This is a genomic window from Rhodococcus sp. W8901, from assembly GCF_013348805.1.
Taxonomy (GTDB): Bacteria; Actinomycetota; Actinomycetes; order Mycobacteriales; family Mycobacteriaceae; genus Prescottella.
Genome location: NZ_CP054690.1, coordinates 5,587,993 through 5,602,497, shown reverse-complemented (window position 1 = coordinate 5,602,497; position 14,505 = coordinate 5,587,993). Strand labels below are relative to the sequence as shown.

The 14,505-nt window shown below is 63.7% G+C and carries 9 protein-coding genes; 8 read left to right on the top strand and 1 reads right to left on the bottom strand.

Annotated features, from left to right (window positions below; translation table 11 throughout):
- Nucleotides 1-2 precede the first annotated feature (2 nt).
- The 6 genes from rplI (at nucleotide 3) to HUN07_RS26045 (ending at nucleotide 10,501) form a co-directional block, all read left to right on the top strand.
- Nucleotides 3-458 carry a 50S ribosomal protein L9 gene (gene rplI, locus HUN07_RS26070; protein WP_114720109.1) on the top strand — a complete coding sequence of 152 codons (456 nt, stop codon included), beginning with the start codon at nucleotides 3-5 and terminating at the stop codon, nucleotides 456-458.
- 510 nt (nucleotides 459-968) lie between these two features.
- Entirely contained in the window at nucleotides 969-3,287 is a 2,319-nt protein-coding gene (gene dnaB, locus HUN07_RS26065) for a replicative DNA helicase (RefSeq protein WP_114720440.1), read from the top strand.
- 693 nt (nucleotides 3,288-3,980) lie between these two features.
- On the top strand, nucleotides 3,981-4,712 hold the full coding sequence (locus tag HUN07_RS26060) for a TnsA-like heteromeric transposase endonuclease subunit (RefSeq protein WP_174914138.1): 732 nt from the start codon (nucleotides 3,981-3,983) through the stop codon (nucleotides 4,710-4,712).
- 59 nt (nucleotides 4,713-4,771) lie between these two features.
- Nucleotides 4,772-6,838, top strand: a complete 2,067-nt coding sequence (locus HUN07_RS26055) for a Mu transposase C-terminal domain-containing protein (RefSeq protein WP_174914136.1) — start codon at nucleotides 4,772-4,774, stop codon at nucleotides 6,836-6,838.
- Nucleotides 6,772-7,935 carry an AAA family ATPase gene (locus HUN07_RS26050; protein ID WP_174914134.1) on the top strand — a complete coding sequence of 388 codons (1,164 nt, stop codon included), beginning with the start codon at nucleotides 6,772-6,774 and terminating at the stop codon, nucleotides 7,933-7,935. The genes HUN07_RS26055 and HUN07_RS26050 overlap by 67 nt, the downstream gene beginning before the upstream one ends.
- A gap of 16 nt (nucleotides 7,936-7,951) precedes the next feature.
- Nucleotides 7,952-10,501 (top strand): TniQ family protein, encoded by a 2,550-nt coding sequence (locus HUN07_RS26045; protein WP_174914132.1) that lies wholly within the window; start codon nucleotides 7,952-7,954, stop codon nucleotides 10,499-10,501.
- 51 nt (nucleotides 10,502-10,552) lie between these two features.
- Here the strand turns inward: HUN07_RS26045 and HUN07_RS26040 are convergent, their stop codons facing one another.
- Nucleotides 10,553-10,927 carry a hypothetical protein gene (locus HUN07_RS26040; protein WP_174914130.1) on the bottom strand — a complete coding sequence of 125 codons (375 nt, stop codon included), beginning with the start codon at nucleotides 10,925-10,927 and terminating at the stop codon, nucleotides 10,553-10,555.
- Between the two features lie 339 nt (nucleotides 10,928-11,266).
- Here HUN07_RS26040 and HUN07_RS26035 point away from each other — a divergent pair, with 339 nt between their 5' ends.
- Together HUN07_RS26035 and HUN07_RS26030 are read left to right on the top strand one after the other, a co-directional pair.
- Nucleotides 11,267-12,955, top strand: a complete 1,689-nt coding sequence (locus HUN07_RS26035; RefSeq protein WP_174914128.1) for an ATP-dependent nuclease — start codon at nucleotides 11,267-11,269, stop codon at nucleotides 12,953-12,955.
- The gene (locus HUN07_RS26030; protein ID WP_174914126.1) at nucleotides 12,948-14,408 is read left to right on the top strand and encodes an AAA family ATPase; all 1,461 of its coding nucleotides are present in this window, start codon (nucleotides 12,948-12,950) and stop codon (nucleotides 14,406-14,408) included. The genes HUN07_RS26035 and HUN07_RS26030 overlap by 8 nt, the downstream gene beginning before the upstream one ends.
- Nucleotides 14,409-14,505: the final 97 nt, after the last annotated feature.

The following is a 14,505-nucleotide window of genomic DNA, read 5'->3' as shown; positions in this document are numbered from 1 at the left end:
ACATGAAGCTGATCCTCACCGCTGACGTGGACAACCTCGGTGCGCCCGGCGACACCGTTGAGGTCAAGGACGGCTACGGCCGTAACTACCTGCTCCCCCGCGGCCTGGCGATCGTTGCCACCCGTGGCGCCCAGAAGCAGGTCGAGGGCATCCGTCGTGCGCAGGACGCGCGCGCGGTCCGTGGCCTCGACCACGCCAAGGAGCTCAAGGCTGCCATCGAGGGTCTCGAGGGTGTGTCGCTGTCGGTGAAGACCGCCGGTGACTCGGGCAAGCTGTTCGGTTCCGTCACCGCGGCCGACGTTGCAGGCGCCATCAAGGCTGCCGGCGGCCCGGTCGTCGACAAGCGCAGCCTGGAGCTGCCGAAGGCTCACATCAAGAGCACCGGCAAGCACCAGATCGTGGTCAACCTGCACCCCGAGGTTGCTGCCAAGTTCCACCTGAACGTCGTCGGCGCATAGTCGACCCGTTCTCTCCAAGGGCCCCGCGGACTCCGGTCCGCGGGGCCCTTCGCGTCGGCTGGGGACGGGCTGTGGATAGATTCGCCACCCGGTGCCAGTATTGTGACCTGCGACATACCTCTATTGGGCGGCTGTTTACCCAACACGCCCGGGTTGTCAACCTAGGCGACACGCCGAACTGGCCTTCATCCACAGGGTTGTGAAAAGAAAAACCCGCTTCTACCTGCAGATTGTCGAGTGTGATATTCGTCGATCCCCAGGTTATCCCCAGATTTCCCCAGCCGGTTAACACTCGAGGGTTCTGCGTCCCCACTTCATCCACAACTCTGTCCACAGGCCGGTTTGATATGGGGTACTCGAGACCCCTACCGTCGGGCCGAGCGTGTCTCTCGAGCCACCCGCGGGGCGGCGACAGATTGTCGGGGGATACGGGTACAAAGAGTGTGAATGGTGCCGTCCGGCGAGTTGTTCGGACGGGATCGAAAGCCTCGTGCGGAGAAGGCGGTCGCGTTGGCGGTTGTAGATGATCGTGGTCATTCCGAGTACCCGGGACCCCCGGAGGAGCCCAGCGAGGAGTTCGGTCGGCAGCCTCCGCAAGACATGGTCGCGGAGCAGTCGGTGCTGGGCGGCATGCTGCTGAGCAAGGACGCGATCGCCGACGTGCTCGAGGTCCTGCGGCCGGGCGATTTCTACCGCCCCGCGCATCAGTCGGTGTACGACGCGATCCTCGACCTGTACAGCCGCGGCGAGCCGGCCGACCCGGTGACGGTCTCCGCCGAACTGGACCGTCGTGGCGAGCTGCGCCGCATCGGCGGCGCCCCCTATCTGGTGACGCTCACCCAGACGGTGCCGACCGCGGCCAACGCCGCCTTCTACGCGGAGATCGTGGCCGAGAAGTCGGTGCTGCGCCGCCTGGTCGACGCCGGCACCCGCATCGTGCAGTACGGCTACGCCGGCTCCGACGGCCAGGACGTCGCCGAGGTGGTGGACCGTGCACAGGCGGAGATCTTCGAGGTCACCGAGCGTCGCACCACCGAGGACTTCATGCCGCTCGAGGAGTTGCTGCAGCCCACGATGGACGAGATCGACTCCATCGCCAGCCGCGGCGGCCTGTCCCTCGGCGTGCCCACCGGATTCGCCGAGCTCGACGAGGTCACCAACGGCCTGCACCCCGGTCAGATGATCATCGTCGCGGCGCGGCCTGGCGTGGGCAAGGCGCTCGCCCTCGACACCCCGCTCGCGACGCCCACCGGTTGGACGACGATGGGTGAGGTGGCCGTCGGTGACCAGTTGATCGACGCCCACGGCAAGCCGACCACCGTCGTCGCCGCGACCGAGGTGATGACCGACCGCCCCTGCTACGAGGTGGAATTCTCCGACGGCACCGTCCTGGTCGCCGACGAGCAGCACCAGTGGCTGACGGAGACCCTCGCCGACGAGTCCGTACGAACCACCGGTGAGATCGCGGCGAGTCTGCGAAGTCTGGACGGCGAGCGCGCGCATTCGGTGACGAACACGCGGCCACTGCGGCTGCCGGCGCAGGATCTGGCCGTACCCCCGTACTCGTTCGGTGCGTGGCTCGGCGATGCGGAGTCTGTCGATCCGGAGATCGTCATGCGGATCGAGGGCGAGCAGGCCGAATACGACCTGTCCTCGGACACGTTGGCCTTCGGGCTGCGCACTCTCGGAGTGTTGGGAAACAAGCACATTCCGGTGCAGTACCTGCGTGGCTCGGAGACGCAGCGGCGGGCCGTGCTCGCCGGACTGCTGGACACCGACGGCACTGTCACCCACGGTGGCTCGGTGCAGTTCAGCGTGACCAGTGAGCGACTGGTGCGTGATGTCGAGGAGCTGATCGTCAGCCTCGGCTACCGCTGCCAGCTGAGCACCAAGCGGGTGAACGGCCGGACCGACGCGTCCTCGACCGCATTCACACTGACCTTCGCGACGGACGACGAGGTGTTCGGCCTGCCGCGGAAGGCTTTGTTGCACAAGGAGCGTCGCGCCGGCCACGGCACGGCCCGGTCCGGCTCGCGCTACATCGTCGACGTCCGCAAGATCGACTCGGTTCCGGTGCGGTGCGTCGAGGTCGACAACGCAGACCACCTGTACCTGGCCGGCCGGTCGATGGTGCCGACGCACAATTCCACCATCGGCATGGACTTCATGCGGTCGTGCTCGATCAAGCACGGCATGGCCAGCGTCATCTTCTCGCTGGAAATGAGCAAGACCGAGATCGTGATGCGTCTGCTGTCGGCGGAGGCGAAGATCAAGCTCTCGGACATGCGCTCGGGCAAGATGACCGACGACGACTGGACGCGGTTGGCGCGGCGGATGAGCGAGATCAGCGAGGCCCCGCTGTACATCGACGACTCCCCCAACCTGACGATGATGGAGATCCGGGCCAAGGCGCGCCGGCTCAAGCAGAAGCACGACATCAAGCTGATCGTGATCGACTACCTGCAGCTGATGTCGTCGGGCAAGAAGGTCGAGTCCCGTCAGCAGGAAGTCTCCGAGTTCTCGCGAAGCCTCAAGCTTCTCGCGAAGGAACTCGAGGTGCCGGTGGTCGCGATCTGTCAGCTCAACCGTGGTCCCGAGCAGCGAACCGACAAGCGCCCGCAGGTTTCCGACCTGCGTGAGTCCGGCTCGCTCGAGCAGGACGCCGACATGGTGATGCTGCTGCACCGCCCTGACGCCTTCGAACGGGACGACCCGCGCGGCGGCGAGGCCGACATCATTCTCGGCAAGCACCGTGGCGGTCCGACCGCGACCATCACTGTCGCGCACCAGCTGCACCTGTCGCGGTTCGTGGACATGGCGCGGGGGTAGGGCCTCTTGTGTAGGTTCCGGATCTACTTGACAATTTCCGGGCCTATATGTCCCTCACTTGTCATGATTCCAGCCTATATGTCCATTTTGGTCGCGTTTCGGTAACAGGCGTAGGCACTGAGTGTCGCCCGAGTCTGGAATTCCTTCTAGATCCGAAGGCAACGACTACTTCGGCGGCAGTCGTTTTCGAGGTGGCAAGGCGCCAAATCCCGGCTGGCGAGGGCGGTCGTCAAGGGTGCTTGGCGGCAGCTGGTATCGGTCTTCGTGGGACGCGTCCTGGCCGAGGTGCTGCGGCGTCCGGCGGAAGCGTCAATGTGCTTGGTTCTGACCATGCCTCGCGCTGGTGGGGGCAGTCTGGAGGTCATGATCTGATCGCCCCTGGCCTGGGGTCGAACCGGTGGTTTCCCGCGCTGGGCGGACGATGAGGCGATTACCCACCGTCCTCGAGCGCGACGTTGTGTCAGATGACAGCAGAGAAGGTAGCGGGACGATGCGATTCGAGTGCCGCCCTAACGTCCGCTGAGTTGGGTCCAAATTTTCACAGCGGAACCCTATTGAGGTCAAGCTAGACCGTCGGAGAGGCCACGTTAGGGCCAAATGCATTGAGGGCTAGTGTGTTTCAATTCGATAGCTACGCCTCACGCTGTGGCGGCGTCGGTAAGTAGGTGAAATGCTTGTTGTCGAGGCGTTGTGATGGGCATCTATGTGGATGGATTAGCTCTCCGAGTCAGGGTTGAGTCTGGCCGGTTGTCGACACTGCCATTGGCGGCTGTCCAGGTCGATCAGCTTGCCGGCATCCAACCCATCCGGTCGCTGACTTGGTACACCGGCCAGCAGAGTTTTCCGGGCTGGTACTGGTCGGCGACGATGCGTGCGCATGTCCAGTACGATTCGCGACTTGAGTTGTCGCGACTGCTGTTGGCGGACTTCGACCCCTCCGTGGAAGAGATTGTTGCGCAACCTTTCCAGCTTATGGAGAGTGCCGGTTCGGAGGTTGTGCGACGCCAGATTCCTGACTTTCTCCTTGTGCACGCGGATCGAACGGTGACGGTCGTCAACGTCAAGACACGCGAAGCCCTCGCGAATGACAAAGTGCGATCGGCATTCGACTGGGTGACCAATGCTCTTGCTGCACATGCTTGGCGCCACGAGGTGTGGTCGGAATGCGATGCGACGTTGCTGTCGAACGTACGGTTCCTCGCTGGATTCCGCCGTCCACTCCCGCGGGGTGAGCTTCTGGGCTTGATCAGATGTGAGGCACCTGGGCACACCATTTCCGAGACAGAGCAGCTTCTCGGCAGTCGCTGTACGCGCGTTTCGTTGCGTCCTGCGGTTTTTCATCTGCTATGGAGACATGATCTGCGATGCTCCCTGGATGAGCCGCTGTCCGCCGGCACATTTCTGGAGGGATCGTCGTGCGCCTGAGCACCACATCTCTTCGCGTTGGGAGCCGCGTTCAGCGGGATGGGCGGTTATGGACTGTCGTGGAGCTGCATGCCGACCGAGTTCTGTTGCGCTCGACGACTACAGCGGCCGTGGTGTCGATCCATGATCTCGTAGACGACGTGGACACGACTTTCGCCGACGAGCGACTGGTCGCCGGCGACGACTGCGGGGTGCTGATTGACGATCTCACGGGTGGGGAGCGAACGGCATGGCTGGATAAGGTCGGCCATGTACGTGAGGTGCTCACGAGCTACAGATCAGGGTTTTGCGAGGACCCCGAGCCGGGGGAACCTAGGCCCATGTATTCGCCGGGGGTCGCGCTGTCCGCGCGATGCGAGTCGAAGGCGGGTGAGCTCGGTGTGTCCGTGCGCACGGTTCGTCGTTGGGTGGAGGCGTATCGCAGGGAGGGGCCCACGGGGTTGATCGACCGTCGTGGCACCGCACTTCGCCCCGTGCTCGATACGCTCGACCAGCGGTGGATCGACATGTGCCGGGTGGTGTGTGACGAGCTGAGGTACGAAGCCACGCACACGAAAAAATATGTGCTGTTCGAAGTTGAGTCGCGGTTGTGCGCCGAGTACGGAACCGGCGTGGTGGACCTGCCCGCGAGGACCACGGCCTATGACGCCTTGAACGAGATCACGCGCGGGACGAACATGTTCCACGGCAGCGCGAAGGGGCGACGGGAGATAGCTGAGCGGCCGGAAGGCCTGTACGGGCATCTCAGGGCCACCCGACTGGGCGAGTACGTCATCCTGGATACGACTCGCCTGGATGTCTACGCCATGGACCGGCTGACTCACGAGTGGGTGAACACCGAACTCACCGCCGCGATGGACGTGTACGGGCGGATCATCTGCGGGTTGCGGTTGGCGCCGCTGTCCACCAAGTCCGCCGATGTTGCGTCGGTGCTATTCGAGGTCGTCTGCCCGAGATCGGCTGACGATCCGACACAGTTGCCGTTCATCGGGCTACCCGAAAGTCTGCTGGTGCCAACTGACGGCCCCGAAGGCAAAGCCGCATGCGCGGCGATACCCATCGAGTGTGTGGTCGTCGATCACGGCAAGGTGTTCGTCTCCCAGCACATCCGGGCGGTGCTGGAGCGGTTCGGTATCTCGGTCCAGCCAGTACGGACCTACAAGGGATCCGACAAAGGCCCCCTCGAACGCTGGTTCCGGACCCTTCGTGAGGGTCTGCTCGAGTACCTCGACGGCTACATGGGACCGGACCTGTACTCCCGCGGCAAGGACGCAGAGGCCGGCGCCTTCTACTTCGTCGATGAGTTGGAAACGATCATGCGGCGCTGGATTCGCGAGATCTACCACAAGCGCCCCCATGACGGTCTCGTCCTCCCGGCCGATCCCCGTCTTCGACTGTCGCCGAACGCCATGTACGACATCGGAGTCGCGACCACCGGCTATCAGCGGATCCCGACCAACCGGGACACCGTGTACGACTTCCTGCCCGTCGAATGGCGCCGAATCAACCACTACGGCATCGAGTTCCACGGGCTCAAATACGACGACGACATTCTCTACGAGTTTGCTGAGCGAACCAGCCCCTACACCGGAGCCCACGAAGGCAAATATCCGATCCGATACGACCCGGCCGACATCAGCCGCATCTACTTTCAACATCCCGATCGCCTGACCTGGCATCAGATCCGGTGGATCCATGCAGATGAACTCCGCCAGCCGTTCAGCCTCGACGCGCTCACGTACGCGAGGAAGCTGGCCGCGCAGCGCGATCCCGACCGATTCCCCGACGACCGGCTGGCCCTGACCGACCTGCTCGAACAGTGGAGTCGGGATTCGACCCTCAACCGACGCGAGCACAAGATCGCCGTACAAATGCTGGACGACACATCGGCCGGCGCCCTCCGCTTTGCCCTTGGCGACCGTGCCGCCGACAGCAACCCCGTCAGGTCTCTCATCGAGCACATGGGGGGACTGACATCCGACGACGACCACGAGAGCGACGGTGACGAGCCACTCGATTCAGACGACTACTACAACGATGCAACGGAGGTCGTGACGCCATGGGTGCCGTCCGACAGCCCCCAGCACGCAACCCCCTCTCCCGCAAGGAAGGATGGTTCCGACTAGCCGAAGCACCTGCCAGGGTCCGCCCGCCCCACCTTTCCTGGCAGGAACTTAGCGCCCTCGGCGACGCCGACCGTTTCGCCTACGACGAGAATCGGCGCAACTGGCACTCCAACATCGGGCCCCTGGCGACACCCCAACTGCTGACGGCACATGAATCGATGTGGGAGATCGTCGACAGCAACCGCCAGGACACCGGGCATGCCAAGGGAGCGATCGCGCTCGATGCGTATCCCGGGCTCGGCAAGACCACGATCGCCGACTCGTTCGGGTTCGCATACCACCGCGCGCTACTCGCACGTCATGGGACGAGCACCGAAGAGGGAAACGACCGCATACCCGTCTGCCACGTCGGTCTGACCTCGAACACCACCCTGCGCACGCTCAACCGCATGATCTGCGACTTCTACGGGCATCCCGCAGCCACCGGCACAGCGGCCCTCTTCGCTTCTCGGGCGCTGGACTGCATCCTCTCCTGCGACACACAATTGGTCATTGTCGATGACGTCCATTTCCTCAACGCCCACAGCAAGGACGGGCTTGCTGTGGTCAACCACTTCAAGTGGCTGGCCAACGAACTCCCGGTCACATTCCTGTACATCGGTGTGGACCTACAGGCGCGAGGTCTCATGACCGAAGGCCTGTCAGCGTCGACTTCCGCCCGCGCCCAGACAGCCCGCCGCTGGACCCGGCTGACTGTGGAGCCCTTCGATGTGTCGAGCCGAAAGGGCCGTACCGACTGGCGACGTCTTCTCCTGGGAATCGAGAAGAACGTCATCCTGGCCAGGGCCCGTCCCGGCATGATTGCCGACGAGCTGTCCGACTATCTCTTCGCCAGGAGCACTGGCCACATCGGATCGCTGATGACGTTGATCAACCGTGGCTGCTACCGCGCCATGCGCGTGGGAGAAGAGCGACTGACCGTGATGCTGCTCGACGGGGTCAAGAACGATCAAGCATCGGAGCGGGCAAGGCTGGCCCTGCAATCCGCGATGGAACAGGGCCTACTGACCACACGTGACCCGGTCACATCCAGCCGCAAGAGAGCATCCGCCCGCCGCTCCTCACGGACATCGCACGTGTCTAACACTCCCTCATGAGCCGCTGGAGCAGCTGGTGTTGCGAGCAATCCCGATCCATGTCGAGCCGAGCGACGGCGAGTCCCTCGACAGCTGGCTGTCGGCATATGCCCACCGACTGCAGGTGCTCCCACGAGAATTACTGACTGCCATCGGAATCCCGGGCGGGAACGCCTATCGCGACTACACCGTCCGGCTGTTCCCCAGTGAAGCCGCGGACATCAGTTGGGTGACGGGGATCGAGACCGATGCCCTGCAGACAATGACCCTCGCGCGATACGACGGCCGGGCCCTTACGCTCGTCGAAGGAGACCGGCGCATATGCCGATTCGAACTCATGCCACGGGTCACGGGTGGACGATTCTGCCCGAAGTGTTTGAAAGACACCGGTGGACGATGGCGGCTCTCGTGGCGGTTGTCCTGGTCCTTCGCGTGCCCGATTCACCGATGCCTGCTCGTCGACCGGTGTCCGGACTGCGGGGCTGTTCCCCGCGGAAATCGCGGCATCGGGTACCTCATTGCGCCCGGACATTGCACCGCGAAGATCCCGGGGCAACCACGGAAGGATCGATGCCGAGCTGACCTCTCTCGCGCCAAGACGCCGACCTTGCGGGTCGGCAGTCGCGTGCTCGCCGCCCAACGGTGGATCAGCGACCTGATCGAGGCGCAGGAACCCGACGACGCTGCAGCGCGAGCCATCTTGGCTGATCTGGCGACTGTGAGCGGACGGATCCTGGCACAGGCGCGGCCGGAGTCGGTCAGGCAATGTGGCGCACGATTCGCTGCCGCCCTGACCGAGGCTCGGACGACGGGACGGATCAAACGTCTGAGAGGTCTCTTTCCAGAACAAGATGCTGTCCTCGCGGCCGCTGCTCTCACCGCTGCGGTGGAGGTCGTCGATGCTGTCATCCAACAGCGACCAACGCCGTCGCTCCGCAGTCTCGTCAAAGCCGACCTCGATACCCGCTCGGCAACCACACCCCTGGAATACGTCGACGACTGGAACTTCGCCACGGACGAGCTCCGGTCAGCGGTCATCGATATCTACGCAGACACCATCGCGCACGTCGATGCCCTACGCCTACGTGCCTTTTCGCTCACTCCCCGCCGCCCAACGCAGTCGGCGACAGTGGCGACACGACACCGCAAGATTCCCGAACTCTGCTGGCGAAGGATCTCGCTGATGCTCAACCCTGGGATCACCTCCGAGATATTTCGGGAAGCTTTGAGCGTCGCGCTACTGCTACCCGGCAGCCTAGAACGTGAACTCGAGAAACATGCCTCGCGACTGTCGTCGCACTATCCGGGGCGCACGAGCTACATGCTCCAGCGCCTACGACAGAACAGCGGGAAGGCTGGATTCGACGCCATCTGCCGCGTCGCCGACTACCTCGACGAGAGCGAACCAGTGATCGACTACCGACGGCGACGCCAACTGGTTGGGCCACGACTCCTCCCGGAGCGCACCTGGTTCGCGCTGTGCCGGGACCACGATCTCGAATCCGGTATGCGAGGTGCCAAACTCCGCGCAGCTCGTTGCTACCTCTACACGACCCTCACCGGAACCTCACTGATCCAAGCTCCGAAGGGCTTCTACCTTCCCTCGAACGCCCTGCGCATGCACTACGAATCGTTCGTCTACCGTATGGACGCCCGGCTCGCCGGCGCCCTGCACGGCTACGGCCGCGACTACCTCGCCAGCCTCGGCATCACCGACGAACCCATCACCTGGCAGCCCCCGACCTCCATCCTCGACGGGCTGGATCTGCCCGGCACCCATCCCGACTCGCGCGATGTGGACGCCGTCCACACCGCCATCGCAGAAGGGGTGCCGTCCTGCGGGGCCGTCGCCGAGCTGTTCGGGACGACGCGTGAACACATACGGTGCATACTCGCCGACCATCCGCGCCCCTATCAAGAACCCAAACCTCGGACGGTTCCGAACTCGTCACGCCGATACCGTGAGGTCCGGTCGGTGCTCAGTCGGAGCGCGCTCGACCAATGGGCGACGCGGGGCGTGCGGTCCGTACGGCAACTGTCTGTCAAAACCGGTATCGATCGAAGATTGATTGCGCGTCGACTCCATGAACTCGACATGCCCATACTCGACCCAGGGGGTCAGGCACGGTACGCCATCGATCGAGACTGGCTGTACCGTCGCTATGTCATCGAGGGACGAACACACGGGCAGATCGCCGCCGAAGCGCATGTCAGTCAGTCGACGATCGAACGACTCACTGCCGCATACGGAATCCCGAACCGAACACGCGGCGGTGGAAGCAGAATCGAAGCGATCCGCACTCGACGAGAAGCCACCCATTATCGAGCGCCACTGAGACGAGTCCTCACGGGGCGCGGAGCATGGTCGCGACTCGAACGCTTTAGCTTGATCGTCGCTCGCGGTTCGATGGGAGGTGCGGCTGACGAGATTGGTTGCCATGCATCGGTCCTGAGTGTCCAGCTGACCCGTCTCGAACACGAAGCAGGATCTCCGTTATGGGATCGAGCAGCGGGAACACCGACTAGGGAAGGCGGTGTCCTTCTCGCGCAGTACCAGGCGGCGATCGAGGAGAAGGCGCCGCGCTGACCGACAAGACTCTGTCCGCTGCAAACATGCATCCCATCAGACAGACGCCCCTCAGGAATTGGCGCCGCCCGCGGCAAACTCCCGCGCGGCCGCGATCACCGCATCCAGTGTTCGGTCGACGTCGGCGGTGCGCAACACTTCAGCGGGGGGCCGATCTCCGAGTGCCGGATTGCGCCCCAGGAACCATGCCTGTACGACGGCAGGGCTGTCACGTTGCGCCACCGTTTGGGCTGCTGCCAGTGCGGCCTGTAGCCGGCTGATGACTGACTGATCAGGGACGGGACCGGTGCCGTCCGCCCATGTCCTAACAACGCGGGTGTCGCGAGCACCGGCAAGGTAGGCGACCAGTTTCGCACCCGTCAGCTCCCGCAGATCGGTGATGAGTCGGCGTGCGGCAACCTCTGACGTTGGTTTCGCGCCGGCCATCGCCCAACTCCTCGGCACACTCGTACGTCCCCAATCGCGACGATACTCGGGCGAAGCCGCGCCACGGCCGGGTGACCTTGACGCCGGAACTGCCCTTGATCCCCCGATACCGCGCTCGCACGCCGTCGTCGGCCGCTGTGCCGCCTTTGGGTTATTTGCCCAATACTGCGGCGGTTTGGCCCGTTTACGGCTATCCTCAGCGCGCTTCAAGAATCCAGCTCCCCCACAGCAATGTCCCTGCAGCGAGGTTGCCCAATGATGCTCCGTCGACTCCGGATTGAACACTTTCGCGGAATCAAGTCAGCGGAGTGGGCCATCCACCGCCGTCTGGTAGCGCTCGTGGGTGCCGGCGACAGCACAAAGACGACGCTCCTCGATGCAATCGGGCTAGTGCTTAGCCCGAACAGCAACCCCCAGTTCACGGATGCCGACTTCTACGGATTCGATCTCAGCAAGAACATCGTCGTCGAGGCTGTCATCACCGATCTCCCGGACAACCTGGTCAAGGAGAACCAACTTGGCAAGGACCGCTCCGGAATCATGCCGGACGGGACGCTTGTTCACGATCCCGTCGACGAAGCTGAGGAATGTTTGGTTGTTCGACTCACCGTCACCCCAGAGCTCGATTCGACTTGGGAGATCATCCGACCCGAGTCCGAAGACGTCCGGCCGATCAGCGCGAGCCAGCGGCGGCAGTTTGGGTTCTTCAGGCTTGGTGAACGGCCGAACTTCCACCTGCGTTGGGCGCGAGGATCGGCGCTTTCGGGGCTGACCGCCGGAAGTGAGGGTGCGTCTTCCGTGATCCTTGATGCGCACCGCCACGCTCGGTCAGCAGTGTTCAGCACTGATCCCAATGCCCTGCACATAGCTGCCGCTACGGTGCAGAAGTCTGCGGGCAACTTCGGTGCGGCAGTGTTCGGCGAGCTGCGTCCCGGGCTTGAGCCCGGTTCGGCAACGTCCTCGCACGCCTTGATGTTGCACGACGGCGACGTGCCGCTGTCGAGTTTCGGACTAGGCACGCGGCGGCTTACCAGCCTTTCGATCCAAGACGAGGCGATGGACGGCGGTTCGATCATCGCGATAGACGAGGTAGAGCACGGGCTGGAGCCGCATCGCTTGGCGCAGACGCTTCGCCATCTGAAGAAGCGCACTGACGCCGGTGAACTGCAAGTCCTCATGACCACGCACTCGCCCATCACGGTGACAACGCTGAGCGCTGTCGACCTCGCCATCGTCAACACAGACGGGACCGGGACAACGAACTGCCAGCCCGTGTCCCCAGACCTCGACAACGTGCAAGGCACGTTCCGCAGCGCCCCTCACGCGCTGCTGGGTCGCCGTGTGCTGGTCGGCGAAGGAGCAACCGAGGTCGGGTTCCTGCGTGGAATGATCCGCCACTGGGACATCCAACGGATCGCCGCAGATCAAGCTCCTGCAGCCGCGATCGGCACAGTCCTTGTCAACGGCCAGGGCGGAACCCAACCGACACAGCGTGCCCAGAACTTCCATCAGCTCGGGTATCCGACCTGCATGCTCGTCGACAACGACGATCGCAACATAGATCCGTCAGTTGCGGATGCCGAGACTCTCGGTGTCTTGGTGTACCGCTGGACATTCGGAAACGCACTTGAGGACGAAGTAATCCAGACCCTGTCCGCAGACGGCCTGCAGGCCGTCGTTGATGTTGCCGTGGATATCAAGGGGGAGCAGTCGATACAGGCGACAGTCGGCGCGAAACTAGGCGGCAAGAAGCTCGTCGGAACGAATGTTGCCGAATGGCGGATGCAGGCCGGTGCCGATGATCTGACGATGCGCAAGGCCATCGCGGACGCCGCCACCGCGAAAGACAAGGAATGGTTCAAGCGTGAGGATCGTGGCGAGGACCTTGCCGAAGTCGTCATCGCCCACCTGCGAGGGCTGGAGAGCACGCACCTGATGAAGGTGCTCGGTGAGCTGCGCGCTTTCGTCTACCCGGCTGTCCCAGAGCCGCCGGCTGCTCTGGACGGGGCAGGGGCCACCGATGACTGATGATCCGCCCCTGCAGGTAGCCGTACAGGCGGTGCTCGGCTCGTCGCCGTGCTCGGTCACGCTCCCGGCCGGGGCCGGTAAAACCGAGTTGATCGCAGCGTCGGTGGCCACGATCGCTGCGAACGGCGGCACGAGCCTGGTTCTGACACACACGCATGCTGGTGTGGATGCCCTCCGGAAGCGGATGAAGAAGTTCGGGATCGGGCATGAGCAGGTCGTTGTACGAACCATTGATTCGTGGTCGTACAACTTGATCGCCCACTTCCCGACGCTCGCTCAGCTCGCTGTCCCCCCCGCCCCAGACTGGAGCAAGGCCGGCGACTACCACCACGCCGCCGCTCGCGCGGTGGGTAGCAAGGCCGTCGGGCGGATGCTAGAGCTCAGCTATTCCAACCTTTTCATCGACGAGTACCAGGATTGTCTGACCGGCCAACAAGAGCTGGCGGTAGCACTCTCCAAGGTGCTTCCCACGACCGTGCTGGGTGACCCCCTCCAGAGCCTGTTCAACTTCGGCAAGCACCAGCCGGTCGACTGGGATGCCGATGTACTGCCGAACTTCCCGGCAGTTGCAGTCGCGTATCGACCGCGCCGCTGGGAGCCCCATCACGAACCCCTGGGCGCCTGGCTCGTGAACATCCGCGACAATTTGATGAACGGCCAGCCGATAGATCTCACCTCGGCGCCGGTCGCGTGGGTGCACCGCCGGGACGGACAAACATTCGTCGGTCGGTGTTACGACGCGCTCAAGCTCGACGGGACCATTGCCGTCCTGGGACAGTTCCGCCACGACTGTGTCCACGCTGCGGGCAAGCTCGGCGGTTCGTACTCCGTTATGGAAGCCATCGACGAGAAGGTCACCGTTGCTTTGGCGAAGATGATCGATGCGCAGGATGGCGCCGAGGTCGCGCAGGCCATCGTCAAGTTCGCGATCGATTGCAGCAGCGGCATCCCGAAACACATCTCGACCGAGAAGCGGCGCCGACTCGGCGACGGAAAGTCGTTCACCACCAGGAGCGACGAGCTAAAGCCAGCCTACGAGGCCGTGCTCCGAGTGCGAAGCACACCGACAACGAGCGCTGTGCGCACGGCACTCGACCTACTCGGGAAGCTCCCCGGTGTCACAATCCACTGCCGTGAGGCATGGAACGAGATCACACGGTCCTTGTCGATCGCCGTGACCGACGACTACACGGTGACGGAGGCACTCCAGCGCATCCGAAACCAAACACGGGTCGCTGGGCGTCGACCAAGCAAACACGTTGTGTCGAGGCCACTGCTCGTCAAAGGCCTGGAGTACGACCATGTCATCATCCTGAATCCCACCGCTTACAGCGCCCAGGAGCTATACGTCGCGCTCACCCGGGGATCGAAGTCGGTGACGATCATCAGCGACAGGGCCGTCCTTCCCGCTGCTCCAATGGCGACGCGGCCCGCCATCCCCGCCTCGGTCTGAAGCCAGCCGACGTGCGTCATCGGGGGCAGCCTGACCACGATGGATGAACCACCGAGGTCAGCAGCGACGCAGGCGCACGGGTGTCCAACTGGCCGGC